Source organism: Cytobacillus solani, from assembly GCF_001420595.1.
In the GTDB taxonomy this organism is placed as follows: Bacteria; Bacillota; Bacilli; order Bacillales; family Cytobacillaceae; genus Cytobacillus; species Cytobacillus solani.
On sequence record NZ_LJIX01000006.1, the window covers coordinates 1,323,946 to 1,347,514 of the forward strand.

Annotated in this window: 25 protein-coding genes; 15 read left to right on the forward strand and 10 right to left on the reverse strand. The window is 37.4% G+C overall.

Annotated elements, in window-relative coordinates:
- The first annotated feature begins 74 nt into the window (after positions 1-74).
- The 4 genes from AN957_RS08340 to AN957_RS08355 all read left to right on the forward strand — a co-directional run bounded on the left by AN957_RS08340 (position 75) and on the right by AN957_RS08355 (position 5,785).
- Positions 75-1,298, forward strand: a complete 1,224-nt coding sequence (locus tag AN957_RS08340) for a metallophosphoesterase family protein (protein WP_056683406.1) — start codon at positions 75-77, stop codon at positions 1,296-1,298.
- Between the two features lie 12 nt (positions 1,299-1,310).
- Positions 1,311-4,310 (forward strand): ATP-binding protein, encoded by a 3,000-nt coding sequence (locus AN957_RS08345; protein WP_056683408.1) that lies wholly within the window; start codon positions 1,311-1,313, stop codon positions 4,308-4,310.
- 84 nt (positions 4,311-4,394) lie between these two features.
- Positions 4,395-5,339 carry a 3'-5' exoribonuclease YhaM gene (gene yhaM, locus AN957_RS08350; protein ID WP_056683411.1) on the forward strand — a complete coding sequence of 315 codons (945 nt, stop codon included), beginning with the start codon at positions 4,395-4,397 and terminating at the stop codon, positions 5,337-5,339.
- A gap of 269 nt (positions 5,340-5,608) precedes the next feature.
- The gene (locus AN957_RS08355; RefSeq protein ID WP_056683414.1) at positions 5,609-5,785 is read left to right on the forward strand and encodes a sporulation YhaL family protein; all 177 of its coding nucleotides are present in this window, start codon (positions 5,609-5,611) and stop codon (positions 5,783-5,785) included.
- Between the two features lie 66 nt (positions 5,786-5,851).
- On the opposite strand, the gene AN957_RS08360 is transcribed toward AN957_RS08355, so the two are convergent.
- Positions 5,852-6,748, reverse strand: a complete 897-nt coding sequence (locus tag AN957_RS08360) for a peptidylprolyl isomerase (protein WP_056683417.1) — start codon at positions 6,746-6,748, stop codon at positions 5,852-5,854.
- Positions 6,749-7,023: 275 nt separating this feature from the next.
- Here AN957_RS08360 and AN957_RS26750 point away from each other — a divergent pair, with 275 nt between their 5' ends.
- Together AN957_RS26750 and AN957_RS08365 are read left to right on the forward strand one after the other, a co-directional pair.
- On the forward strand, positions 7,024-7,113 hold the full coding sequence (locus AN957_RS26750; protein WP_075209110.1) for a YjcZ family sporulation protein: 90 nt from the start codon (positions 7,024-7,026) through the stop codon (positions 7,111-7,113).
- Between the two features lie 22 nt (positions 7,114-7,135).
- Entirely contained in the window at positions 7,136-7,231 is a 96-nt protein-coding gene (locus AN957_RS08365) for a YjcZ family sporulation protein (protein WP_053475153.1), read from the forward strand.
- Positions 7,232-7,323: 92 nt separating this feature from the next.
- Here the strand turns inward: AN957_RS08365 and AN957_RS28460 are convergent, their stop codons facing one another.
- Together AN957_RS28460 and AN957_RS08375 are read right to left on the reverse strand one after the other, a co-directional pair.
- Positions 7,324-7,503, reverse strand: a complete 180-nt coding sequence (locus tag AN957_RS28460) for a hypothetical protein (protein ID WP_053475154.1) — start codon at positions 7,501-7,503, stop codon at positions 7,324-7,326.
- A 158-nt stretch (positions 7,504-7,661) separates the two neighbouring features.
- Positions 7,662-8,210 carry a DUF3267 domain-containing protein gene (locus AN957_RS08375; RefSeq protein WP_053475155.1) on the reverse strand — a complete coding sequence of 183 codons (549 nt, stop codon included), beginning with the start codon at positions 8,208-8,210 and terminating at the stop codon, positions 7,662-7,664.
- 171 nt (positions 8,211-8,381) lie between these two features.
- Here AN957_RS08375 and AN957_RS08380 point away from each other — a divergent pair, with 171 nt between their 5' ends.
- The gene (locus AN957_RS08380) at positions 8,382-8,717 is read left to right on the forward strand and encodes a DUF1878 family protein (protein ID WP_231690039.1); all 336 of its coding nucleotides are present in this window, start codon (positions 8,382-8,384) and stop codon (positions 8,715-8,717) included.
- Positions 8,718-8,719: 2 nt separating this feature from the next.
- Here AN957_RS08380 and AN957_RS08385 read toward each other — a convergent pair whose 3' ends face one another.
- Positions 8,720-9,295, reverse strand: coding sequence for an HTH-type transcriptional regulator Hpr (locus AN957_RS08385; protein WP_053475157.1), 576 nt, complete (start codon positions 9,293-9,295; stop codon positions 8,720-8,722).
- A gap of 304 nt (positions 9,296-9,599) precedes the next feature.
- A complete protein-coding gene (locus tag AN957_RS08390; RefSeq protein WP_053475158.1) occupies positions 9,600-9,962 on the reverse strand; it encodes a YtxH domain-containing protein in 363 nt (120 codons plus the stop codon).
- A gap of 207 nt (positions 9,963-10,169) precedes the next feature.
- Here AN957_RS08390 and yhzF point away from each other — a divergent pair, with 207 nt between their 5' ends.
- Complete coding sequence (gene yhzF, locus AN957_RS08395; RefSeq protein ID WP_053475159.1) at positions 10,170-10,361, forward strand: membrane protein YhzF; 192 nt, start codon at positions 10,170-10,172, stop codon at positions 10,359-10,361.
- A gap of 34 nt (positions 10,362-10,395) precedes the next feature.
- Here yhzF and AN957_RS08400 read toward each other — a convergent pair whose 3' ends face one another.
- Both AN957_RS08400 and serC read right to left on the reverse strand, forming a co-directional pair.
- Positions 10,396-10,932, reverse strand: a complete 537-nt coding sequence (locus AN957_RS08400) for a tryptophan transporter (protein WP_056683420.1) — start codon at positions 10,930-10,932, stop codon at positions 10,396-10,398.
- Positions 10,933-11,053: 121 nt separating this feature from the next.
- Positions 11,054-12,133 carry a 3-phosphoserine/phosphohydroxythreonine transaminase gene (gene serC, locus AN957_RS08405; RefSeq protein WP_053475161.1) on the reverse strand — a complete coding sequence of 360 codons (1,080 nt, stop codon included), beginning with the start codon at positions 12,131-12,133 and terminating at the stop codon, positions 11,054-11,056.
- Between the two features lie 326 nt (positions 12,134-12,459).
- Between serC and AN957_RS08410 the strand changes: the two genes are divergently transcribed.
- Positions 12,460-12,849 carry a cupredoxin domain-containing protein gene (locus AN957_RS08410; RefSeq protein WP_053475162.1) on the forward strand — a complete coding sequence of 130 codons (390 nt, stop codon included), beginning with the start codon at positions 12,460-12,462 and terminating at the stop codon, positions 12,847-12,849.
- Positions 12,850-12,913: 64 nt separating this feature from the next.
- On the opposite strand, the gene AN957_RS08415 is transcribed toward AN957_RS08410, so the two are convergent.
- Positions 12,914-14,329, reverse strand: coding sequence for a PQQ-dependent sugar dehydrogenase (locus tag AN957_RS08415; protein ID WP_056687113.1), 1,416 nt, complete (start codon positions 14,327-14,329; stop codon positions 12,914-12,916).
- A 354-nt stretch (positions 14,330-14,683) separates the two neighbouring features.
- Here AN957_RS08415 and AN957_RS08420 point away from each other — a divergent pair, with 354 nt between their 5' ends.
- Positions 14,684-15,034 carry an acylphosphatase gene (locus tag AN957_RS08420; RefSeq protein ID WP_056683423.1) on the forward strand — a complete coding sequence of 117 codons (351 nt, stop codon included), beginning with the start codon at positions 14,684-14,686 and terminating at the stop codon, positions 15,032-15,034.
- A gap of 129 nt (positions 15,035-15,163) precedes the next feature.
- Here the strand turns inward: AN957_RS08420 and AN957_RS08425 are convergent, their stop codons facing one another.
- Positions 15,164-15,583 carry an HIT family protein gene (locus AN957_RS08425; RefSeq protein ID WP_053475164.1) on the reverse strand — a complete coding sequence of 140 codons (420 nt, stop codon included), beginning with the start codon at positions 15,581-15,583 and terminating at the stop codon, positions 15,164-15,166.
- Positions 15,584-16,215: 632 nt separating this feature from the next.
- Here AN957_RS08425 and AN957_RS08430 point away from each other — a divergent pair.
- The 3 genes from AN957_RS08430 to AN957_RS08440 all read left to right on the forward strand — a co-directional run bounded on the left by AN957_RS08430 (position 16,216) and on the right by AN957_RS08440 (position 18,965).
- Positions 16,216-16,956 carry an ABC transporter ATP-binding protein gene (locus AN957_RS08430; protein WP_053475165.1) on the forward strand — a complete coding sequence of 247 codons (741 nt, stop codon included), beginning with the start codon at positions 16,216-16,218 and terminating at the stop codon, positions 16,954-16,956.
- Complete coding sequence (locus AN957_RS08435; RefSeq protein ID WP_053475166.1) at positions 16,949-18,160, forward strand: ABC transporter permease; 1,212 nt, start codon at positions 16,949-16,951, stop codon at positions 18,158-18,160. The genes AN957_RS08430 and AN957_RS08435 overlap by 8 nt, the downstream gene beginning before the upstream one ends.
- Before the next feature lie 79 nt (positions 18,161-18,239).
- A complete protein-coding gene (locus tag AN957_RS08440) occupies positions 18,240-18,965 on the forward strand; it encodes an EcsC family protein (RefSeq protein ID WP_053475167.1) in 726 nt (241 codons plus the stop codon).
- Positions 18,966-19,182: 217 nt separating this feature from the next.
- Here the strand turns inward: AN957_RS08440 and AN957_RS08445 are convergent, their stop codons facing one another.
- Positions 19,183-20,352 carry a M20 family metallopeptidase gene (locus AN957_RS08445; protein WP_053475168.1) on the reverse strand — a complete coding sequence of 390 codons (1,170 nt, stop codon included), beginning with the start codon at positions 20,350-20,352 and terminating at the stop codon, positions 19,183-19,185.
- A gap of 118 nt (positions 20,353-20,470) precedes the next feature.
- Between AN957_RS08445 and AN957_RS08450 the strand changes: the two genes are divergently transcribed.
- Positions 20,471-21,103 carry a phosphatase PAP2 family protein gene (locus AN957_RS08450; protein WP_056683426.1) on the forward strand — a complete coding sequence of 211 codons (633 nt, stop codon included), beginning with the start codon at positions 20,471-20,473 and terminating at the stop codon, positions 21,101-21,103.
- A gap of 81 nt (positions 21,104-21,184) precedes the next feature.
- Positions 21,185-23,425, forward strand: a complete 2,241-nt coding sequence (locus tag AN957_RS08455) for an AAA domain-containing protein (protein WP_056683429.1) — start codon at positions 21,185-21,187, stop codon at positions 23,423-23,425.
- Positions 23,426-23,569 lie beyond the last annotated feature (144 nt).

Sequence of the window (23,569 nt, forward strand, 5' to 3'; positions counted from 1 at the left end):
GGAATTAGGTGAGAACGTGCATTCGCTTTCGAAATCAGTTAAAATGGTAAAAAAGAGGACGAGAGGATTATTTTATGAAAAGATTGACATTTATTCATGCTGCTGATTTGCATTTAGATAGTCCCATGGTCGGGCTCAAAGGTTTACCAGAGCAGATTTTCAAGAGGCTTCAGGAGAGCACCTTTGAAGCTTTCGGGAAAATTGTTGATTCGGCCATCCTTCACAATGTGGACTTTGTTATTATTGCTGGTGATATATTCGATGGCGAGGATCGCAGTATTCGTGCACAAATCCGGTTTATGAAAGAAATGAAGCGCTTAGAAGATAAGCATATACCCGTCTTTGTTGTTCATGGCAACCATGACCATCTGGAAGGAAAATGGACACACTTGCCTATGCCAGAAAATGTTTATATTTTCCCTCATGACGTCACAGCAAAAACATTTACGAATCATTGCGGAACCTCTGTTAATCTTTATGGATTCAGTTATCCAAAAAGACATGTCTATGAGCGCATGATTCAAAAGTATGCAAAAAAGGATAAGGCTGATTTTCATATCGGTATTTTGCATGGACATTTAGAAGGAGATAGCGATCATGGCAAGTATGCACCATTTACTTTAAAGGAATTACTTGATAAGGGCTTCGATTATTGGGCTCTCGGGCATATTCATAAACGAAATCAACTAAATTTCCAGCCGCCTGTCATTTATCCGGGCAATATCCAAGGACGAAATCGGAAAGAACTGGGGGAGAAGGGCTGTTATTTAGTTCAGCTAACGGACGGAGAGGTGGAAATGACGTTTATCGAGTCCTCCACAGTTATTTGGCGAGAATTAACAATCGATGCTGCAGCTTTATCATCCTTTCATGAAATTTATGCAGCATGCAAAAAAACAGTAGATCAATTTCGATTGGATCACATAGGAATTATTCTTACTCTAACTCTTGAAAATGTAAATATTCCACTTCAAGATTATAAAAGCCTTGAAAATGGTGAACTTCTTGAAATCCTTCAGGAGGATGAAAAAGAGGAGGAGGCTTTTGTATGGATTGCAGATTTATTGATTAAGGAAAAACTTGAATGGACACATGAACAATTGTCGGGTGAATCTGACTTTTATCAGGAGCTTTTTCAGACAGCATCCAATGCTCACTATTTAAATCAAAGTATTTCCTCTTTATATGACCATCCATCTGCGAGAAAATATTTAGAAGATTTAACTGATGAAGAAAAGAGCAGCTTAGCGGGAGAAGCGAAGAAGCTGCTGGTGAACTTACTTTACAAACCATATTAAGGAGGTGAAGAGATGAAAATAACGGATATACATATTTATGGATATGGCAAGCTTTCTAGCCTGAAGATATCTAATTTTAATGAATTTCAAGTAATCTATGGGGAAAATGAAGCAGGCAAATCAACTATTATGTCTTTCATCCACAGCATTTTATTTGGCTTTCCGACTAAGCAGCAGTCAGAGCTTAGATATGAACCGAAGGATGGATCAAAATATGGAGGTCAGCTTACTGCCATATTCCCAACCCATGGAAAGGTTGTTATTGAGCGTGTAAAAGGCAAGGCAACAGGAGATGTCAGGGTCACTCTTGAGGATGGGATGCTGGGTGAGGAAGAGCTCTTAAGAGAACTATTGTCAAATGTAGATAAAGCACTTTATCAATCGATTTTCTCCTTCAATGTTCATGGTTTACAAAATATCCATCAATTAAAAGGGGAGGATTTAGGAAGATTTTTATTTTCTGCAGGGACATTAGGGACAGATCAGCTTATTCAAGCGGAAAATATACTTCTTAAAGAGCTTGATTCACGCTTTAAACCGAATGGGATAAAGCCAACTATAAACGTCAAGCTAAAGGAACTTAAACAGCTTCATCAAGAACTGAAAAAAGCAGAACAGCAAAATGAACAGTACTGGACATTTTTAAAGGAGAAAGTGGAGTTAGAAGAACAGATTACTGCAAGCCATGAGGAACTTTTACTTGTTCAGGATAAAAAGACTCGCTTAGAGGAATGGAGACATATTCAGCCTTTGAAGATGGAAGAGCAACAGATAGAAGAAGAGCTGAAGACATTTGAAGAGATTCATTTTCCTATAGACGGATTAACAAGAATGGACCGTCTGGAGCAAATGATCAAACCGCTTGAAGGGCAAATGGCTAGCCTTGTGCAGAGAAAAAACAGTTTGACTATTGAGCTGGAAAACAGCAAACCAAATGAAGCTATTATTAATAAAGAACCAGAAATTACGGCTGCAGTTGAGGGTCTCCCATTATTAGAAAAGCTTAACCAGGAGAAGGAAGAGCTGACAGTAAAGCTACAAGAATTAACACAAGCTGAACTTTCTGTTAAGGAAAAGCTTCATTTGCCCATACAGGAAGACGAGCTATTAAGCATTAATACAAGTGTCTTTATGAAGGAGAAAATTACTCATACGCAAGAGCAGTATCGAAGGGTAAAGGCAAAAAAACAGGATCTAGACGAACGATTTAATGAAGGGAGACAGTTGCTTGAAGAAACGGAAGAAAAAATAAAAAGTCTAGAACATCGACGTCTTCCTGCAGCTGTAAGAATTGATCTTGAGAAAAAAATAAAAGATACCAATCAAAGGGAAATAATTGAATACGAACGAACACAAATAGAAGAAAGACTTGCGTTTCTCCAATTAGCAGAAAAAAAAGAAATAGAAAAGACAAGAAGAAAGAAAGCCCAAGATCGTATTCAATTAATACTCTTTAGTATTCTTTTTATGATTCTTGTTGTTTTGGGGATTGTAAACACCGAGTGGTCGCTAGTTGTTGCCGGTATGCTTGGCATGATTGTTACTCTCTATTTGCATTATAAAAAAATAACGAAGTCAAATGGTAACTTTTTTACAGATGAAATGAAGACGTTAAAAGAAAAAAAGCGGCAGCTTATTCAAAAGCTGAATGATCATGATGATCATGAGATGTCTGCTAATAAAATGAAGCTTGAGAATGATAGGGAAATAGTTGAGCAGCTTCGCCATTATCAGCTTTTATGGGAGCAGGGAAACGAACAATATGAAAGAATTATAGCGGCTTTTGAATCATGGGAAAAGGCGAAATTGGAAGCTGAGAGAAGAATGATTGAACTTGGGGAAGAACTATTTCTTCCACGGGATATTGCTTTAAATTATTTAGCAGATGCTTTTCAGCTTATCGAACAGCTGAAGAAGCTATACAGAGAAAGAAAGAACATCCTAGAACGCAGTGAAACTGTTTCTAAGCGAATAGCAGAGATGAATGAAGGAATCTCTTCATTAAGTGATGCCTATTTGCAAACGCCCCCGTCAAATATCCAGGAAACGGCATACTTATTAAGGAAGTTACTAAAAGAAGAAACAGAAAAACAAATAAAACAAAGTGAAAAGCAGTCGAAGCTTTCTGAGCTTGAAGAAGAATATGAAAGAAAAAAAATAGAACTCGATCATTTTCTAATGGAGCAGCAAAACCTCCTGCAGCTCGCACAGGCAGAAAATATGGAGAACTTCCGAGAAATAGGACAATTGGCAGAGAAAAAAGAGAAGCTGAATGAAAAGCTTAATAACGTTGCAAGTCAGCTGAAACGTTCATCGTTTAATGGGGAAGAGATAGAAACATATATGAGCGTTACAAATATAGATTCAACTATTCAAATGCATACGGTAAGGATGAAAGAACTGAAAGAAATCATGCCTATCCTGCAACAAGGCCTTGCTGAAAGGAAGTATGAAATTCAAGTCATAGAAGAAGGCGGCACATATGCAGAGCTGCTTCACAAATATAAACAAATGAAGGCAGAGCTTGAGGAAGATGCAAAAGAATGGGCCAAGTATGCGATTGCGAAAGAAATTCTCGACAAGACGGTGGAGCGTTTCAAAACCGAGCGGATGCCAAGGATGCTGAAAAAAGCGGAAGAATTTCTCGCCTGCTTAACAGATGGAAAATATACCCGATTGTATCCGAAGAAGGATAGCAGCGGTTTTCTCATTGAAAGCAGCAATCAGCAATTATTTGAAGCGAACGAAGTCAGTCAGGCTACGATGGAGCAGATTTATGTTGCATTTAGGCTATCTCTTGCATTAACTATTTATGAGAAGCTCCCTTTTCCAATTATCATTGATGATAGCTTCGTGAACTTTGACCATGTAAGAACAGAGAAGATTATGAGCCTATTAAAAAGCATTGAAAATAGGCAGATCCTATTTTTTACATGTCACAAGCATATGCTGCCATATTTTTCACAGAGTCAAATTCTAAACGTAAATAATACAGCCAGTTTGCTAGTATAGGATGGATTTCTCGCCCTCCTTATCAGACGAAAAAACAAATCTATATGGTATACTATTTTTATAGAAGGGAGAGTGGCAGAATATATGTCAAAGGGAATTATGTTTTATGATGTTGGAGAACAAATTGAACAGTTTCTATTAATTAAAAATGCAACGAAAGGAATTGCCAGTAATGGGAAGCCTTTCTTAACATTGATATTCCAGGATAAAAGTGGAGAAATTGAGGCGAAGCTTTGGGATGTGTCTGATGGAGATGAAAAAAGCTTTAGTCCTGAAACGATTGTGAAAGTAACTGGAGAGATTTTAAATTACCGCGGGCGCAATCAGCTGCGAATCCGTCAGATACGGCCGGCATCTCCAACTGACCCAGTTAAATTAGCAGATTTCCTTGAAACAGCTCCTTTAAGTACGGATGAAATGATGGGGAAAATAACGCAGTATATTTTTGAAATGAAGAATCCGAATATCCAAAGAATCACTCGTCACTTAATTAAAAAGCATCAGAACGCATTTCTTGAGTATCCCGCAGCGACTAAAAATCATCATGAATTTGTATCAGGTCTTGCGTTTCATGTCGTTTCAATGCTTGATTTGGCTAAAGCAATCGCAGGACTTTATCCGAGCCTTGATAAAGATCTTTTATATTCCGGTGTCATTCTTCATGATCTTGGTAAAGTCATCGAGTTATCTGGTCCGATATCAACCATGTACACGATTGAGGGCAACCTGCTTGGTCATATTACTATCATGGTTAATGAAATCGGAAAAGCTGCTGATGAACTTTCAATTAATGGAGAAGAGGTACTCATTCTGCAGCATTTAGTTTTAAGCCACCATGGAAAAGCAGAATGGGGCAGTCCGAAGCCTCCACTGATTAAGGAAGCTGAGATTCTTCATTATATTGATAATCTTGATGCGAAGATGAATATGCTTGACCGTGCATTAGATAGAGTGAAGCCTGGTGAGTTCACGGAAAGAGTATTTGCATTAGATAATCGTTCCTTCTATAAGCCGACTTTTCATAATTAAATTTTACAGCCGTTCCTTAGATGGAGCGGCTGTTTATTTTTGTCCGTTAAAAAATGGTGAATTTTTTGTATGAAGTTTGTTTGACGTAGTCAAAGATTCTGGGAATTAAGTATACGTGTAACAATGCTTCTCTCCTCACCTTTTCAATGCTCGCCAATCGGCTAGTTTACTTTATGAATAGAAAGTATGCAAGGATAATCATAAATTCCAATTGAAGGCATAAATTTTAATAAAGCTTGGACAATCCTTCAATAAGGGGGGAAATGAAGATGATGACGATTCCACTTTGGGCTTATGTTGTAGTGGCAGGGATTCTTGTTAGTGCTTATATGGCTTTCAGGACGGGAAAAGAGGAACGAAAGCTAGAGGATGAAAGTATTGAACTGGAAGGCAGGGTGTACATGGAAAGAATTCAAAAGGAGAAGGAAGCAAGAAGAGGGGTATAAAGGTTAGCATGCTATCGAATGTAAAAATAGGTCCCTTCTTGGGACCTATTTTTTAAGAAAAGGAAATTACTGTTTATCTTCTGTACTGCTCTTTAAGATATCTTTTAAATCTTTGTCGTTGATTTTTACATTTGCATCTTTCAATTCACGTTCCATCGCTTTTTCAATTGTTGCTCCGTCAATCTTTGAAACCTTTACTTCATATTCCATTTCCTTTTTCATTTCATCGAAAGGCTTTTTCTCTTTTTTCTCAGTTGTTTGGATAATATGATAGCCATGCTGTGATTTAACTGGTTCACTGATCTCATTTACATCCAGTGCATATGCAGCCTCTTCAAATTCAGGAACCATTTGTCCAGCTCCAAACCAGCCAAGGTCACCGCCATTTGCTGCTGAACCTGGGTCTTCCGAATATTCAGTTGCTAAATCTTCAAATTTTCCGCCTTCATTTAGCTTTTTCTTGACTTCATCTATCTTTTTCTTTGCTTCTTCAGCTGTTGTATCTTCATCTACCTTTATTAGTATATGACGGGCTTTAATTTGAGGCTTGTAATTATCGTAGTACTCTTTAACTTCTTTTTCTGTTACTTTTACATCTTTAATTGCAGCCTTTTCCTGCATTAAACCTGTTTTGAATGTTGCTTTTAAATCATCCTCATCTTTGTATCCGTATTGTTGAAGGGCAAGCTCAAAGTTAGCACCAAGCTGCTCTTTCAGCTCATCAACCTTTTCATTTAATTCTTCATCCGTTACTTTATATTTTTCTGAAAGAACTTTTTCATAGACAAGCTCTCTTAGTGCTTGTTCACCGTATTTTTCTTTCATTGAATTATAAAGCTCGTCCTTTGAAATATCACCAGCTTTAGTTTCAACAACAACATCTCCAGATCCATTTGTGCTGTTACAAGCAGTTAATCCTAAAACCCCAGCTGTAAGTGATAGGGTAATTATCCATTTTTTCATGTTGAACACTCCTAATTGTATTTGTTTATATTCGATTTCACAAAACTTACTATACCATAAATGTAAGGAAGAACAAAAACAATAACCTATGATGTGGGTAAGAAAATATGCGTTCACCTATCCAAATGTATTTGTTTAGTCATATGATAAAAAGAAAACTTTCATTCGAAGAAATTAGATGGAGCAAGAATTTTGGATAAGTCGTGATAGGAGCCTATTCGCACGCGGAGGCAATTGAATAGGATATGTTAGCAACATGAAAGGAGGGTGTTCTCATGGGTGCAGGGTATGGATACGGCGGAGGTTTCGCGCTAATCGTAGTGTTATTCATCTTGTTAATTATTGTTGGCGCAGCTTGGCTATAAGAAAATGAAGGGAGGAAACAATATGTCTGGTGGAGCTGGATATGGAAACGGCGGAGGCTTTGCCTTAATAGTCGTTTTATTTATCCTTTTAATTATCATTGGTGCATCTTGGTTGTAGTGGCGAAAGACATAAAGTTATCCGCTCTAGAATGTAGAAAAGCGGAGGGATGATCTCCTCCGCTTTTTCTGTATGCCATTTTTCTTTGTCAATTATGCATATAAAATTTCAACAAATGAGGATATTAAAAGAATGGTCACCAAAATATTAATCGTACGAAATACTTTAGGCTGCCGATCTTCAGGGATATCCTTTTGAAGGCAAAGGGAATTTGTCATTTTGTTAATATTATATAAAATAAAAACAGCAAAAATTATAAAAATGGAGATCATAGAAAAATTCCCTCCTTTAAACAGTCAGATGATTTAAAAAATGACCTACAAGTTTGATATGTTATTTACAATAACAAAAATTCCTGAAAAAAGATAGTCTTTAAGATTCTATAAGTATTATTATGGAAAGGTGATGAGTTATTTCCTCTAATTAACAATTAAGAATAGTGGCTTCTCAGCAAAATCTCAAAGCCTTCATCGTTTTCTTCAATATATGATCGATTTGGAGCAGACAGCACATTTTTGGCACAAACGAAATCTGAAAAACAAATGCCAACATGAAAGGCTAGTAAAATGGTAGAATAGTGAACATAATGCGGAAAACAAAAACATGCCAAAATCAATAAACTATTTATCGTGACAAACGGTGTAAATAATGCGACAATAAATTTCCATTTTGCTATCGGTTCATTGACTTTAATGTGAATAATTGGTAATAGTCCATATTTAATTGTTACTATTTTTTTAACTTTATGGCCGTGTCGGGCTAGCGGTAAATAATGAAGCAGCTTATGAAACGGGTACATGATCCATAAGCATATTATAAATAAAAAGAAATAGTTATCATAAAAAGAAGTAACCCCAAACACATATTGAGCAGGTACATAAATAATAATAAAGGTTAGCAACATTGTTAAGGAAGACATAAAGAAAAGTCTATGAGATCCATAATGCTTGTTAATATTAATTGTCTTCCAGCAATTCATTGTATCATACCTCCAAGAGGAGAAAATAAATTTCCACAAAACTTACTAAGATACTTTACGATGAAAAGGCGAAAAAATCAATAGGGAAAAAACACAGATTTTGTCGAAGAATAATCATGGACATACACCATAATATATGTGGCCGGTATGATAGATAAACGGAGGAAAAAGGTGGATATTTACACATTGATGGAGAAAATAAACAAACTAGAATATCAGCAAAAGCTGCTTTTGAAGGTAATTGAAAATCCGAATCATTCCTTCTATAAATTAGTGGTTGAAAAATCACTTGGGCAAAAGGATGTAAAGGCATTCAATCAACTATGTGAAGAGTTGAACATAAAGTGGGAAGAACAGAAAGCGGAAGGATTTGTTAACTTTCATCCGCTTTATAAAGAATTTGAGAAGCGTTTACATCCTAATCTTACAGCTTATGATGTTATTCATGCGTGTATAAAACAGCAACTATTCCTTCCTCTAATGGTTGAATTAAGAAGGTATCTTTGATTTTATACACTTTCCTTTAGTGTATACTCCTTTTTGGTTAGCTTGCCTTCTTCCTCTACAAAGTCATTTTCAAGGTTTGCAAATGATTTTTCAAATATTTCCATAAAGTCATCACCGTATATATTCCTGACGATCGCCATTATTTCAATAATGTCAGGGAATTTTCCATAAAGATCTCGCAATGGCTTTGCCCCCGAATAGACAGCGTTTTGATCAGGATCGTACGTCTCCATAAGACTGAGTAAAATACTTTCACCTGCAGCAGTCAGTTCGATATACGTATTTCTCTTATCACTTTCCTTCTTAGAAAATTTAAGTAACCCCCGTTCCTCTAGCTTTTTGGAAAAGTTAAATGCTGTTGACACGTGCATAACCCCAAATTTAGCTACATCAGAGATGGATGCTCCTTTTAAATGGTAGGAAATCCATAAAATATGATGTTCATTAATATTTAAGTCATACGGTTTGATCCATTGCTGCCAATCCTTCTCAATCGTCTTCCATAGTGCTTTACTTAATTGAGCAATCCTTTGACTAAAGATCATTGCTTCCTTTATAGAATACAATTTATCATTCATATTCAAAAATCACCTTCTTTTTAAGTATCTAATAACATTATGCCAATAAAACAAAAATTAATAAAGATATAAATTTACAAAATTTTTAGAAATTGAACCATATAATGATTTTTATTATGAGTAAAAACGGAAATTGGGTAAATGTATAAAAGGAGATTAGCAATCATTTAATCAACAAAATAAATCTCCAGCTAAGACCGTTTCACTTTATTAATATATTTGTTTTCGGCTTGAAAAGGAAAAATCCTTCTTTTTTTAAAAAAAGTAAGGATTTTTTTAGGGAAAGCATGAAATGATGAGAATTTTAGGCTTTCTTGATATTAATATTTTGTTCAAGCTCGTGAATTGCAATTTCTATGGCTTGTAATTCTTTCTGCAGTTCTTGCTGATGAGGGAGGACATCGGCCTTCCATTTATTAATGGAGCTTTTAACATCAGATGAAAAAGCTAGAATTTCTTTTTTTCCTTCTTTTGATGCGATGATCGTCGCATCCTTTACTCGAATTAATTTCTTATTTAATTCGATCATTTGATTTTGTATGCATTCTTTCTTTTCTTGGATTTTCTGTCGGGCGTCTCTGCCAGATGCTGGTGTGGATAATAAAGTGCTTATTCCTGCTACAGTCCCTCCAATAATAAATCCAATGAGCAATGATTTTACTTTCATTATTCTTCACCTCTCATATTCTACTTATATAGATTTTACTACAAAGAAAAGAAAATTCCTTCATTTAAATATGAAGGTTTTTCACAAATACTGCTGGATCTGTCCAAATGATGACAGGAGTATCGTTCATATCTATAAGAAAACAAGCATACATTTTAATAATTGTACAAAACCTGAATTTATTAGAAAAAGGGGTGGGGACGAAAAATGTCAGGGTTAACTGCAGGCATCTTTACAATCGGGGCTTTACTAATTGCCGGAGGTGTTCATTTCTATCTAGCGGTAAAGAGACCCGTCGTATACCCTCCTAAATATATACTAAGAAGGAGAGCAGCCGCTTTAGCAGCAGGGGGAATCGGATTTTTGCTTATTGGGGTAATTATTCATAGTTTTAAATGAAAACGAAAAAACCCGCTGAGGCGGGTTTTTATTATTATTGCTTTGCAGCAACCGTTGGTTGATTTGTAAGCTTCGTCCGTTTCATAATGGATTGTGCAATCGGATAAAGAATGACCATTGTGACTGTGTTGACAATGGTTGCTGGCAGGACAACTGCACCAAATAATGCAGCAAATGGACCAGGCAAACCAACAATGAAATAAGCCGATGTTAAAAAGACAATCCCAGAAATCAGTGTTCCAATAACAGTTAGAACAGAAGCGCTTATAATTGAATGATGAAATTTCTTTAATAAAAGGAAAAGCCCGAAGAAAATCGCTGCAGTAATTGGTTTATCAATGATGTTTGGGAATAGACCACCTGGGAAGGTAGTTGTTAGCCCTGATATAAGTCCTGTTGCTAATGATAGAAGTAATACACTTTTCCGATCAGGAAAAAGGATAATACCTAAAAACATCATCGTTAACATCATATCTGGTTTCATACCAGCACCAAAGCCTGGCATAACTGCATGCAATACCGCTCCCATTCCCACTAAAAGGGAAAGGGCTACAAGATTTTTCGTATTCATTTCTCATCTCTCCTATTCTCGACTCAACTAATTTTTGTTTCTCCTGCAGTGCGCTCTATGCCTGCAGCGAAAAACTTGTAATTATTATAACATAAAACAACTGAAAAAGAAGAAGTAATTTTCAGTTATATCTCCTGAATTTTTTCATGAATGCTGCTAGCTGAAAGACATGCTCCACTGGCATCGCATTGTAAATGGAAGCACGACACCCGCCAACTGATCGGTGACCGTTAAGACCAATAAAGCCTTCTTTTTTAGCTTGATGCAGAAAGCTCCTTGCTATTTCTTCATCAGGAAGATTAAAGGTAACATTCATTTTTGATCTGCTTTCTTTTTCCGCATGTCCTAAATAAAAACCTTCACTGCAATCAATGGCATCATATAGTATCTTTGCTTTCTCCTCATTCCTTTTTTCAATAACTGTTAAACCACCTAATTCCTTTGCCCATTCGAGTACAAGCTTCAGTAAATAGATCGCAAGAGTTGGCGGTGTGTTATAAAGCGAATTGTGAGTTGCATAAGTGTTGTAATTAAGCATGGTCGGCAAATGATTACTTGATCTTGATAAGAGCTCCTTTTGAATAATAACGACTGTTACTCCAGACGGACCAAGATTTTTTTGTGCTCCAGCATAAATAAGATCAAAATTCTCGATAGTTAACTTTCGGCTTAATAGATCGCTAGACATATCCGCAACTAATGGAATCCCTTCATTTGCAGGGAAATGCTGCCATTGTGTGCCGTAAATTGTATTATTGCTTGTTATATGAAGATAGGCGGCATTTTCTGATGTCTTGGCATTTACAGTAGGAATAGACTTATATTGCTGAGTCTTGCTTGAAGCTGAAATGAATGTTTCCCCAACCTTCTCCGCTTCCTTCAATGCTTTTTCAGCCCATACTCCAGTTAATATATAATTGCCTGCTTTCCCTTCTGTGAGGAGGTTCATAGGGACCATTGAAAACTGCAGGCTTGCTCCGCCTTGAAGGAAGAGAATCTCATAGCTGTCTGGGATGGACAGGAGATCTCGCAATAGCAATATAGCTTGCTCATGAATGGTTTCATATTCTTTACTTCGATGGCTTAGCTCCATGACAGCCATGCCAGAATGATTAAAGTTAAGCCAGTTCTTTTCTGCCTCTGCTAATACTGCTTCCGGTAAAGCAGCTGGACCTGCATTAAAATTAAGTGCTCGATTCATCAGTTTCTCCTCCAAAAGTATCTGTCATACGGTAATGAAATAAAGATAATCCTATGGTAACAAATTAAATGTATTTGTACACAACTAATTGTGAATATTATGAAAAATACAACAAAAAGGCTCCCAACTAAATAGAAACCCTTTCTTTGTAAACGGGTTAATTGAATAAGAATAGTTTCCAGAAGATCGTCATCGAGTCGATCTTTTTTCTTGTCACTGTTTCAGATAAAAAGAATAACTATTTGAAAGCACGTTGGACCGCAATTTATAGTGATAATTTTTTCTGAATGGGTAAAAAATAATGAATAGGAAAGGAGTGATTGCGAATGTTTGGAAAAAAGTGTCTAACAGGATTGGTCGTTTTGCTTGCGATGATTATGGTTGGGAACACTGCAGGCTCTCTCGGCGTATTTGCCGAAACCGGTGTGGTAACACCACCTATGGAGACGGTGAAAGATATTGAGGTCGAGTTGAACGATGACTACTTTAATCCAAAAGTCATCACTATTTCCACTGGAAGAACGACAAAGTTGATATTGAAAAACAAAGGAAAGAAAGAACACACCTTCACAGTGGAAAAGCTCGGAATTGACGTCGAAGTCCAGCCGGGAAAAGAAAAAACCATTACTTTGAAACCGACAAAGCCAGGTACATTTGAATTAATCTGTCGGTACCACTTCCAGGAAGGAATGGTTGGAAAAGTAGTAGTTAAATAGCAAGAAGGGCTAATAGGGAGCTGCTGCAGCAGCTCCCTTTCTAATATATTAACTGTGTCTTGAATCACGGGATAATTTCAAAAATAGTCCCTTGGTTAAAATCTGTCACTTTCATAGAACCATAAACCCCTAAATAAAGTGTGGACTGATTCAGATTCGTTCCCAAACTAACATAATAAGCTGCCCTGGCCCCAAAATCATAATCGGTTTCAATAACACTAAAGTCGTTTAGTTTACAATCTGTTCTTATCCTAGTATAAGCTAAAACCCCTTTAGCTGGAGTCCCGGATTCTTCTTTCCGGGCAAGATCGGTAAACACAACACTTCCTGTTAAAGCAGGGATTCTATTCCCCATGTAGGCTTGCACTCCTGTGAGTGCAGTTCCTCCAAATTTATCGGGTCGGGGATCTTCATGAAAATAACAAGTTACAGGGTGAAGACGCCTTACTGAAAATTTTACTGCTTCATCATAATAAGCAATTGTTTTCTCTTCCAAAGTTGGAATTGCAGAGCAGCCCCTTATAATCGGAGTAGGGAAAACACCTTCCCACGCTCGCCAGCCAAAGTTAATAAATCTTTCTAGCTCAGCTTCAGACTTCATTAAAAATGCTTGAACAAGCTGGGTAACCGGTATTCGTTTATTCTGAGTGAATGAAAAAATGGACTCTACCAAATCCTGTCCGACATTTCCCACATATTTGATATATTGATTATAAAACCTTTGAAATGAAATGCCGGATATATTCCGTACTCCTTTGGCAATCACCGTAAGTGTTTCCTGAATAGGTACGGGAAGTTCGTTGAAGCGTGTGACTACGGGCGGATTCCGGAAAAATGTATGCTTATTTACATCAATCTCAATTATTTTACCGGCGATTTCCATATCATTCTGGCTTAAGTTGAAAGGATCATATCCTGATCCACCATCCCCGGTGGTTAAAACAAGTTTTCCTGTTTCAGGTGAAAAGTTTAAACTATTGACCCCATTATGATTAGAAAATGGTCTTCTTAAGTTAAGTAATGTCCGTCGTTTTTGAGGTTGACCATTCGTTGGTAAAATCCATTCTTCTACAGTATCAATATGATCATATTGAGTTTCTCTATTTATCCACTTTAGGTTTAAAGTTTTAGGATCACATGGGTTAGGTGAAATAGACTCAGGAAGAGCACCTGGACCTTGAGTTCCAGCTACTGAATAATGAAGATAAAACAGACCGTTATAGTAAAATTCCGGATGAAACGCTAGCCCTAGCAATCCCCGTTCATCATAGCCTCCACCAGAAGCACCTAGTTTTATAATTCGCGGGCGAATATCTAAAAAAGTCCTTAAACTTCCGTCTCTTATGTAAAAAATCTCTCCTACCTGGGTTGCAATAAATAATGCTTCTTTTGAGTCACCTGGAAGTATAGCTGTCTTCAAAACGGTCGGTAAATTTATCCTGCTTACAATGGGCAGTAAACGAACTTTAACTTTTCCCAACAAACTTTCACACTCCTTCTCAGGTTTCTTTTAAAAGCATATGATCGGAATGGTTTTATTAATACCAATTAAGAGCAGAGGAATCTACCAGGGAAATGACCATGTTTCTCTTCAGTGTCGGAGGAATGGCAGCAATCATAAATCGTATTATGATTTTTAAATCAGGGTCCAAGATCAGGAGCTGTCATTATGGCAGCTTTTCATTTGGTGTTAACGAGTAGTTTGCTTTCATAGGAAGGATAAGTGTTATTAATCGAGAATATATATTTAGCTTTACTTATTAGAGGGAGTTAACCTTTTGATGTATTTTGGTTATGAGGATTAAGTAATAAACTAAAAGGAGTCCGTTAAGTAATGAGTGTTATGAAAAAAATTAGAGAAGAATATGTCATTTGGCATGCAAATCGTATTAAATTTCCAGCTTTTGGTTCGGGTACTATCATTAGAAAAAAAGTTATTTTTTCAGGAAAAGTACAAAAAGTAGGATTTCGGTTAGAAATCCATTGTATTGCTCATAGGATGAAATTAACTGGATGGGTGAAAAATTTAGAGGATGGAAGTGTTGAAGCTGAAATACAAGGGGAGGAATCAAGAATTAATTTTCTGGTTCATTGCATGCAGTCATTGAAACGGGCATCTGTAAAAAAAGTGACCATGATTGATGTATCTATTAAGGATGATGAAAATTTTACAATAGTGAGATAGTTCACTCTACAATCAAAGAAAACCGTCATTTTGAACGATCTTTTTTCAAAATAACGGTTTATTTGCTGCTCCATATGGTTCAAAGAAAGTTTTGTTATCGTCCCTGTTTTAAGCTGCGGTTAAATAATATTAGATATGTTTTTTGATCCCATCCGCAATTTCTTGCAAATCAGAAGGTGTATAATCGGATTGGTGAGATTTCCAAACTGCGCCAAAGCCATCCCCGCTGCCATATCTAGGAATCAGGTGCATATGATAATGGAATACAGTTTGTCCAGCTTGTTCCCCAGTATTTGTAATGACATTCATCCCAATTGGGTTAAACTGTTCCTTGATTGCGTTAGCTATTTGCGGGACAACCTCAAAAATATTCCGTGCCGCTTCTAAACTTAAATCATAAATATTTTCATTATGTATTTTTGGAATAATTAATGTATGACCTTTTGTTATTTGACTAATATCGAGAAAAGCCATCACATGTTCGTTTTCAAAAACCTTGGATGAAGGGATGTCTCCATTTACTATTTTACAAAAAATACAATCGCTCATTCGAAACAACTCCTGTTTGTTCTATTTTCCATTATTTTATCATATCTAAAAAAAGGTTAAAAGGCAGGATCCGCGTGGAATCCTGCCTTCGTGAAGGGGAATGCTTCTTATATGACGTTTCTACTTCAGGTTATTCCCTTTGATAAACACCTCATTTATGAATGATTGTGTTTACTTCTAGAGACTTTCGATCTTTGTTCAAGCTGACCATCCCCTAATCTTTATAAGTTTTACAACGTATAAAGCAGGTCATTGTCTTTTACAAACACCTCATTTCAAAGTGCATGCTAGACCACCAACGGGTAGGCGATCAGAACGCTAGATCTTCGGTTCATTTAGCAACATTGCCCAATGCAACCATCCCCTTAGATTTTAAACGTATGGAAGCGATTCATGAAAGTGAATTTAGCTGTCTGCGACAGACACCTCATTTCAAGTTTTGATAATTCTTTAGGTTATCAAATGACTTGTTCCCCTTCATAGATTAGAATTCCCGGACTCAGATTTCATATACATTATTTTAAAAAAGAACTAAAAAAATTTGATCAACATATAAATTCTTCCTCCAGATTGGACAAGGAGATGCACCGTTTCTTACAATAGAAGTAGACATTTAGGGAAGGACGTTGGATATGGCACTTTTGCAAATAGAGAAAGTAACGGGTGGCTATACAAGAAATCCTGTGTTGAAGGATGTTTCTTTTGAAGTAAAGGAAAAAGAAATCGTCGGCTTGATCGGCTTAAATGGAGCTGGGAAGAGTACGACTATTAAGCATGTCATTGGACTGATGGAGCCGCATAGCGGGGAAATTACCATTAATGGGAATGCGTTTCATAAAGATAAGGAGGCGTATCGAAGACAATTCACCTTTGTGCCAGAAACACCGATTCTTTATGATGAACTAACGCTTAAAGAACATTTAGAATTAACGGCGATGGCTTATGGGCTAAAGCCTTCTGAATATAAGGAACGGATGGAAAGACTATTAAAGGAATTTCGTATGGAAAAAAGGCTGAAATGGTTTCCTGCCCATTTTTCTAAGGGAATGAAACAGAAGGTAATGATTATGTGTGCTTTTTTAGTACAGCCATCATTATATATTGTTGATGAGCCTTTTGTCGGACTTGATCCACTGGGGATTCAATCCTTGTTAGATTTGATGAAAAAAATGAAAGAAAATGGGGCAGGTATTTTAATGTCGACCCATATATTAGCAACAGCTGAAAGATATTGTGACAGATTTGTTATTTTACATGAAGGCAAGGTGCGTGCAAAAGGGACATTGGCTGAATTACGTGAACAATTTTCGATGCCGGAAGCGACATTGGATGATATCTATATTCAACTGACAAAGGAAGAAGATTATGTTTGATGAGAAGAAATTATGGAAAGAGCGGTTTAATCAGAGAATTAAAGAGCTGAGCCGTTACTTACGGTATATCTTTAACGGACATAATGTCATAGTGCTGGTTTTCTTGCTTGGGACGGTGGCATTTTATTATCAGGAATGGTTAACAACGGTATCTGAGCAATTTCCTGCAGCTATTATCATGGCAATTGCTCTGGCTTTTATTCTTACCTATACACCAATCTATACGTTTATTATTGAAGCTGACCGGATTTTCCTTCTGCCGCTTGAAAATAGACTTCAAAGTTTTTTTAAACGCTCATTAGCTGTCAGTTTCCTCCTGCATGCTTATTTGCTTATCATGGGCATGGCTGTATTTATGCCGATGTATGCACGTGTAAATAATGGAGATTTTCAGCCGTTTTTGCCATTTTTGCTTACGGTTTTGGTGATGAAGGGGATTAATCTGCTTATTCGCTGGAAGGTGCAGTACTATGTTGAGAAATCTGTTCATCTTTTTGATACTTTTATCCGTTATGCAGTAAATGCGGTCTTTTTATTTTTCCTTTTTTCTAATGAAGGTTTGCTGTATCTGCTGCCTGAAATCTTGCTTTTGTTTATTTTGTATTTTTATTACGGCAAGAACACGAAGGACAAGGGCTTGAAATGGGAGTATTTAATTGAACAGGAAGAACGAAGGATGACTTCCTTTTACCGATTAGCGAACCTGTTTACAGACGTACCGCATTTACGCGATCGTGTGAAGAGACGTTCATGGCTTGATTGGCTGTTTAGCAGGCTAGCATTTGTACAGAAAAATACGTTTAGCCATCTTTTCGTAAGAACCTTTTTACGTGCTGGTGATTATTTTGGTCTATTCGTCCGTTTGACGATTATCGGGGCTGCAGGTATTTATTTCATTTCATTTGGATACGGTCAAATTCTGCTCGTTTTACTATTTATGTATTTAACAGGATTTCAACTGCTTCCGCTATGGAATCATCACCAAAATAAATTATGGGTGAACCTGTATCCGCTTAAGGAAGGATTAAAGGAACAATCGTTTAAAAGTCTTTTATCAAGAATATTATATTTACAAGCCTTGTTGTTATCGCTAGCTGTTTTAGCAAAGGGTGAGGGGATCATCGCACTGCTCTCATTTATAGCTGGCATTGGATTTACTTACCTTTTTACTCAATTCTATATTAAGAAGAAGCTTAATTTCTAATGTTTGTATATTAGATAAGTGAAACCTTTCCAACTGTCTAACGTATAAAATAGTACAGAATGTAAAGGAAGGGAAGCCTATGAACGAGTATGAATTACTTGTCATTCGAGAGATAGAGGATTGGAAACGCCAAATGGTGAAGCGTTCTAGTATTCTTAATAGACTTTCGAAAAAAGCGCAGACAAAGGTAAATAATTGGATTCCAGACAAGGTCCATCAAATGTTGACAGAGAGTATAAAAAACATGGTAAAAGCCACACTAATCGGCTCGAATCTGACGACAAAAAAGAGTCATTACACCTTAAACACACTGGCTGAGATGGATGAGCTATTAATGAAAAAACTGTCCATTTATCGAAAGACAGCAGTGGTTGAAGGAGCAGGAACAGGAGCAGGAGGCATTCTTCTCGGGTTAGCCGATTTCCCGCTCCTGCTTTCCATAAAAATGAAATTCCTCTTTGAAGCTGCATCTATTTATGGCTATGATACGAGTGAATATGAAGAAAGGCTTTTTATTCTGCATGTGTTCAAGCTTGCCTTCTCAAGTGATGAAAAGAGAAGGGAAACAATGGAAATAGTTGAGAATTGGGATCAAAGAAAAGCTGGATTTATTGAAATGGATTGGCAGGAGTTTCAGCAGGAATACCGGGATTATATCGATTTTGTGAAAATGCTTCAGCTTGTGCCAGGCATTGGTGCGGCTGTTGGTGCTTACGCTAATAATAATTTATTGGAACATCTTGGTGAAGTAGCGAAAAATGCCTATCGGATAAGGACATTCAAAACAGCCCAAAAATCTGAATGAGATTAGGAGCTGTTTTGTTTTGCATTTTCAGAATTTCAGAATTTTTTACTTTGAAGTTTGAGAATTGTCTAGCGCAAGCGTCCTATCGCCTATCAAACTTCAGGTCTCCTCCCTGCGATAAGTCAACATCGGTTCGCTCAAGCTCACCATGTTTCCTTTATCGAAAGGAAGAGCCCTTCTGCGTTTGTACGGCGATGATCAAGGCGCTTACGCTTTTCTAAGAATGATACTTAAGTGCAGCTGTTCCGAGTGTCTTAGCTGCGATGAGCATTGCTTTTTCATCAATATCAAATTTAGGGTGATGATGAGGGTAGTTTTCATCTGTATATACCGGCTTTGCACCAGTAAAGAAAAAGGTTCCCTTCACATGCTGAAGATAATACGCAAAATCCTCTCCGCCCATGTGGGGTTCTGTTTCCTCGATATTCGTTACACTATCAATTTGCTGTGCACATCTTACTAAGTAATTCGTTTCTTCCATATGGTTAACGACCGCAGGATAGCCTTTAGCATACAAATAATCATATGTACTATCTGCTGTATAGCAAGTTCCTTTTACGACCCGCTCAATTTCTTCTTCTATATAGGCTCGAACCTCTTCGTTAAAGGTACGAACAGTACCGATGAGTTTAGCCCTGTCAGCGATGACATTAAAGGCATTGTCTGCCACAAAGGAACCGACAGTGACAACAGCTGAATCGATTGGATTTACTTTTCGGCTGACTATATGCTGCAGATTGATGACCAATTGTGAGGCAGTTACAATTGCATCCTTTGTCCGATGCGGCTGAGCCCCATGTCCGCCTTTTCCCTGAATCGTAATTTCAAAGCGGTCAGCAGCAGCCATTACCGGTCCGACACGGTATTGAATCGTACCAGTTGGTTCTGATGCCCACAAATGGGTTCCAAAAATCACATCTACACCATCTAAGCATCCATCTTCAATCATGGAAATGGCTCCCCCTGGGGCATATTCTTCTGCATGCTGATGGATCATCACATAATTTCCTTCTAGTTCCTCCCGCATTTCATGGAGTACTTTTGCAAGCACTAGTAAGGTAGCTGTATGCCCATCATGTCCGCAGGCATGCATAACACCAGGAACGAGGGATTTATAAGGTACATCTTTTTCATCTTGAATCGGCAAGGCATCAAAATCTGCCCGTAAAGCGATTGTTTTCCCTGGTTTGCTTCCATAGATTTTTGCTACTACACCATTTCCACCTACTTGACCTCTTACTTCAATCTCTAGGTTTTCATAGAATGTTTGAATATACTTAGCAGTTTTTTCTTCTTTAAAGGATAGCTCTGGATGCTGATGCAAATGTCTTCTTATCGAAACCATTTCTTCATAATACTCTTCTAGCTTATCAAATAATGCATTCATCCTTCTTCTCTCCCTTAAGTATAATTTTTTGATTATTATAACATTTTTATCTAGTTCCATGTGGGGTATATTGGTAAATATTAATAAGATGATTTTTGTGAAAAGAAGGAGCTAGGAAATGGAATTCAGAAAATCAAAAATAACTTATCTATTTTTACTTATAGCGGCAGGCTTATCTATCTACTTTTGGATAGCTGTCAAAAGTAGGAGTCCATTAAGCTTTGATCAAAATATGACAAATTTTATGACGGGAATTTTTACGGAGTTTTCTTATCCCTTTTTTACATTAATGGATCGAATAGGCTCTAGATTGGGGATTGGAATCGTTAGTCTGCTCTTTGTTTTATGGCTTTGGATTAAAAAGAAGAATTACTTAGCGATGGCTGTATTTGTTTTTGCTGTGGCTTTTGGCAATGAAATCAATAAATGGCTGAAGAGTGCAGCTGGAAGACCCCGTCCTGATTTGGAGCATTTGGTGGCAGTAAAAAGCCTTAGCTTCCCAAGTGGTCATGCCATGATGGGAATGATACTTTATATGATGATTGCCTATTTTATTATTAGTGGATTGGAATCAAAAGCTGTAAAGTGGTTAATAGGAATAGTTGCTGGAATATGGATTCTCCTTATGGGGATTAGCAGAGTAGTGATGCAAGTTCATTATCCTTCAGACGTCGCAGCTGGATTTGCGATGGGTTTTATTTGGGTATTCATTTGGATTTCTCTTTATGGCATGCTATATAAGGGAAAATAATATGAAATGATTACTTACAATGTCTCGCAAGTATATGTACGAAAAATAAATGAATTTTATTTAAGTAAAGGAAGTTTAGTAATGACGACAACATTGACTTACATAAAGGCTTGGCAAAAAGCGTTAAAAGCTGAGATTCAGCATTTAAAAAAAGAGGGCAGTACAAGATACCTGATGTTAAATGGGCGGTTGCTTTCGAAAGAAAATGCCTATATCTACTTTTTTGATACGCCTTCTTCTATAAAAGTGCCTGTCGGTTCTATTGTCAGAATTGAATGGGGAAAAAAACTCACGGATGGGCGGATTCTTTCATCTGAAGGAAAAAACCTCATCATTGAAGTAAAAGAAAATTTAGGCCCTATTTTATCTGAAAGTTATCTGCTGTATGACCCATGGGAGCTGCTGGATCAGCTTTTTCAACGTCTGGAGGATATGAAGGAAAACAAGCGGAAAAGAGGGAGAATAAAAAAGCTGATGGATCCATCTATGCCAGCGAAACACCCAGCCGATAACATTAAATCAAATGTTCACGAGCTTATTCTCCGCTCAAAGTACAATCCCGTTACTTTTGTATGGGGACCTCCAGGAACGGGGAAGACTTACACTCTTGCTAGAGTGGTTGCCAATAAATATGTAAAGGATGCTCGGGTGCTAGTACTCTCTCATAGCAATCAGGCTGTTGATGTATTAATGGCGGAAGTTTCATTATTTGTTGAAAATAAAGGGCATTTACGTGAGGGAGATCTGCTAAGATATGGATCACAAGCAGGGGAAGCTATTCAAAATCGGCCGTTTTTAACAGCAAGCCATCTCATAGAAAAGCATCATACAAACTTGGCAGAAAACAAAAAAGCTTTGTTAGAAGAACGTCGGTTCATTAAACTAGACTTATCTAAATCCTATAGTAAAAGTGACTCTAATCGTCTTCTTGAAATTGAAAAAAAATTAACGGCAATCCTTGAGAAAGTTCGTCAAAAAGAACTAGAGTTTTTAAAAGAGGCAAAGATTGTTGGCACAACACTTGCAAAGGCAGCCAGTGATCCAGCCATTTATGAAAAAGAATTTGATCTTGTTGTTTTGGATGAGGCAAGTATGGCCTATGTTCCACAGGCAGCTTTTGCCGTATCACTTGCTAAGCGTGCGATTATTTGCGGGGATTTTAAACAGATTCCTCCGATTGCTGCAGCACGGCATCCGCTCGTGAGTGAATGGCTGAGAGAAGATATTTTCTATCAATCTGGTGTGTCAGAATGGGTGAAGGAGGGGAAGCTGCATCCTCATTTATTTCTCTTAAAGGAGCAGAGGAGAATGCACCCGGATATTTCTTCGTTTACTAATCGATTTATATACCATTCGCTTGTCGGTGACCATCGAAGTGTTCAGAAGTCTAGATTAGAAATTTCTGAGAGAATGCCTTTTAAAGATAGTGCTTCCATTTTATTAGATACATCAGGGGCTGGGAGCTATTGCATGAAGGATAGAGTGTCTAATTCACGAATAAACGTATGGCATTTGCTTTTATCTGTTCAGTTGATTCATGAAGCTTATTTCGGGGGGATGAAGTCAATTGGGTATGTCACACCCTATCGCGCTCAAGCAATGCTGCTCGAACAGCTGCTTGATGAATTATTAAGCACTGTTGTTCATGAAGCAGACATCATTGCTGCAACGGTTCATCGCTTTCAAGGAAGCGAACGTGACATGATGATTTTTGATACAGTAGATAGCTATCCACAGGACCGTGCAGGAATGCTTTTAACTGGAAAAGAGAGTGACAGGCTGCTGAATGTGGCAATCACAAGGACAAAAGGAAAGTTCATTCACTTATGTGATTATGGGTTTGTGCGGAATCAGGTGTATCAAAATAAAACTTGGCGAAAGCTTGCTGAACATCAACGGACTGGAGGAAAAGCAGTAGGTCCAAGTGAAGTTGGTACTTGGATAAAAAATCAGCATCCAAGCCTCCAATGGATGCATGCAAGAAAGCTAGAACGAGTGAAGGCAGATATTGATGGGGCAGCAAAAACCATCACTGTATCACTGCCTAAGGGTCGCAGTTTGTCGGAAGAATGGATTGACATCTTAAATAGAAGAGGAAAAGGGGTGATGTTGACCTTGTTAGCAGAGGAGAGAGCAGATGGTCTCAGGGCAGAAAACCAAACATCAGAGTTGCTCCCTTTTCCGTTTATTATCATTGATAATCAATTGATTTGGCTTGGTCTCCCGGTTGAAGCAAATGTAAGGGCCCTTCCTCCATTTATTGCCGCAAGAGCTGAATCCAAACTGCTTGTAAATGTTCTTTTATCATATATAAATGGTTAAAAAGGAAGTTTTTTATTTTTTTGTTCAAAGAAAAGAAAGTACAATTTTGTACTTAGAGAATTGTCTAGCTCCAGCGCCTATCGCCTATCAAACTTCAGGTCCCCTCCCTACGATAAGTCAACATCGGTTCACTCTCGCTCACCG

Coding starts and splice junctions, on each gene's coding strand:
- AN957_RS08340 (WP_056683406.1), top strand. CDS start 75: ATGAAAAGATTGACATTTATTCATGCTGCTGATTTGCATTTAGATAGT.
- AN957_RS08345 (WP_056683408.1), top strand. CDS start 1,311: ATGAAAATAACGGATATACATATTTATGGATATGGCAAGCTTTCTAGC.
- yhaM (WP_056683411.1), top strand. CDS start 4,395: ATGTCAAAGGGAATTATGTTTTATGATGTTGGAGAACAAATTGAACAG.
- AN957_RS08355 (WP_056683414.1), top strand. CDS start 5,609: ATGATGACGATTCCACTTTGGGCTTATGTTGTAGTGGCAGGGATTCTT.
- AN957_RS08360 (WP_056683417.1), bottom strand. CDS start 6,748: ATGAAAAAATGGATAATTACCCTATCACTTACAGCTGGGGTTTTAGGA.
- AN957_RS26750 (WP_075209110.1), top strand. CDS start 7,024: ATGGGTGCAGGGTATGGATACGGCGGAGGTTTCGCGCTAATCGTAGTG.
- AN957_RS08365 (WP_053475153.1), top strand. CDS start 7,136: ATGTCTGGTGGAGCTGGATATGGAAACGGCGGAGGCTTTGCCTTAATA.
- AN957_RS28460 (WP_053475154.1), bottom strand. CDS start 7,503: ATGATCTCCATTTTTATAATTTTTGCTGTTTTTATTTTATATAATATT.
- AN957_RS08375 (WP_053475155.1), bottom strand. CDS start 8,210: ATGAATTGCTGGAAGACAATTAATATTAACAAGCATTATGGATCTCAT.
- AN957_RS08385 (WP_053475157.1), bottom strand. CDS start 9,295: ATGAATGATAAATTGTATTCTATAAAGGAAGCAATGATCTTTAGTCAA.
- AN957_RS08390 (WP_053475158.1), bottom strand. CDS start 9,962: ATGAAAGTAAAATCATTGCTCATTGGATTTATTATTGGAGGGACTGTA.
- yhzF (WP_053475159.1), top strand. CDS start 10,170: ATGTCAGGGTTAACTGCAGGCATCTTTACAATCGGGGCTTTACTAATT.
- AN957_RS08400 (WP_056683420.1), bottom strand. CDS start 10,932: ATGAATACGAAAAATCTTGTAGCCCTTTCCCTTTTAGTGGGAATGGGA.
- serC (WP_053475161.1), bottom strand. CDS start 12,133: ATGAATCGAGCACTTAATTTTAATGCAGGTCCAGCTGCTTTACCGGAA.
- AN957_RS08410 (WP_053475162.1), top strand. CDS start 12,460: ATGTTTGGAAAAAAGTGTCTAACAGGATTGGTCGTTTTGCTTGCGATG.
- AN957_RS08420 (WP_056683423.1), top strand. CDS start 14,684: ATGAGTGTTATGAAAAAAATTAGAGAAGAATATGTCATTTGGCATGCA.
- AN957_RS08425 (WP_053475164.1), bottom strand. CDS start 15,583: ATGAGCGATTGTATTTTTTGTAAAATAGTAAATGGAGACATCCCTTCA.
- AN957_RS08430 (WP_053475165.1), top strand. CDS start 16,216: ATGGCACTTTTGCAAATAGAGAAAGTAACGGGTGGCTATACAAGAAAT.
- AN957_RS08435 (WP_053475166.1), top strand. CDS start 16,949: ATGTTTGATGAGAAGAAATTATGGAAAGAGCGGTTTAATCAGAGAATT.
- AN957_RS08440 (WP_053475167.1), top strand. CDS start 18,240: ATGAACGAGTATGAATTACTTGTCATTCGAGAGATAGAGGATTGGAAA.
- AN957_RS08445 (WP_053475168.1), bottom strand. CDS start 20,352: ATGAATGCATTATTTGATAAGCTAGAAGAGTATTATGAAGAAATGGTT.
- AN957_RS08450 (WP_056683426.1), top strand. CDS start 20,471: ATGGAATTCAGAAAATCAAAAATAACTTATCTATTTTTACTTATAGCG.
- AN957_RS08455 (WP_056683429.1), top strand. CDS start 21,185: ATGACGACAACATTGACTTACATAAAGGCTTGGCAAAAAGCGTTAAAA.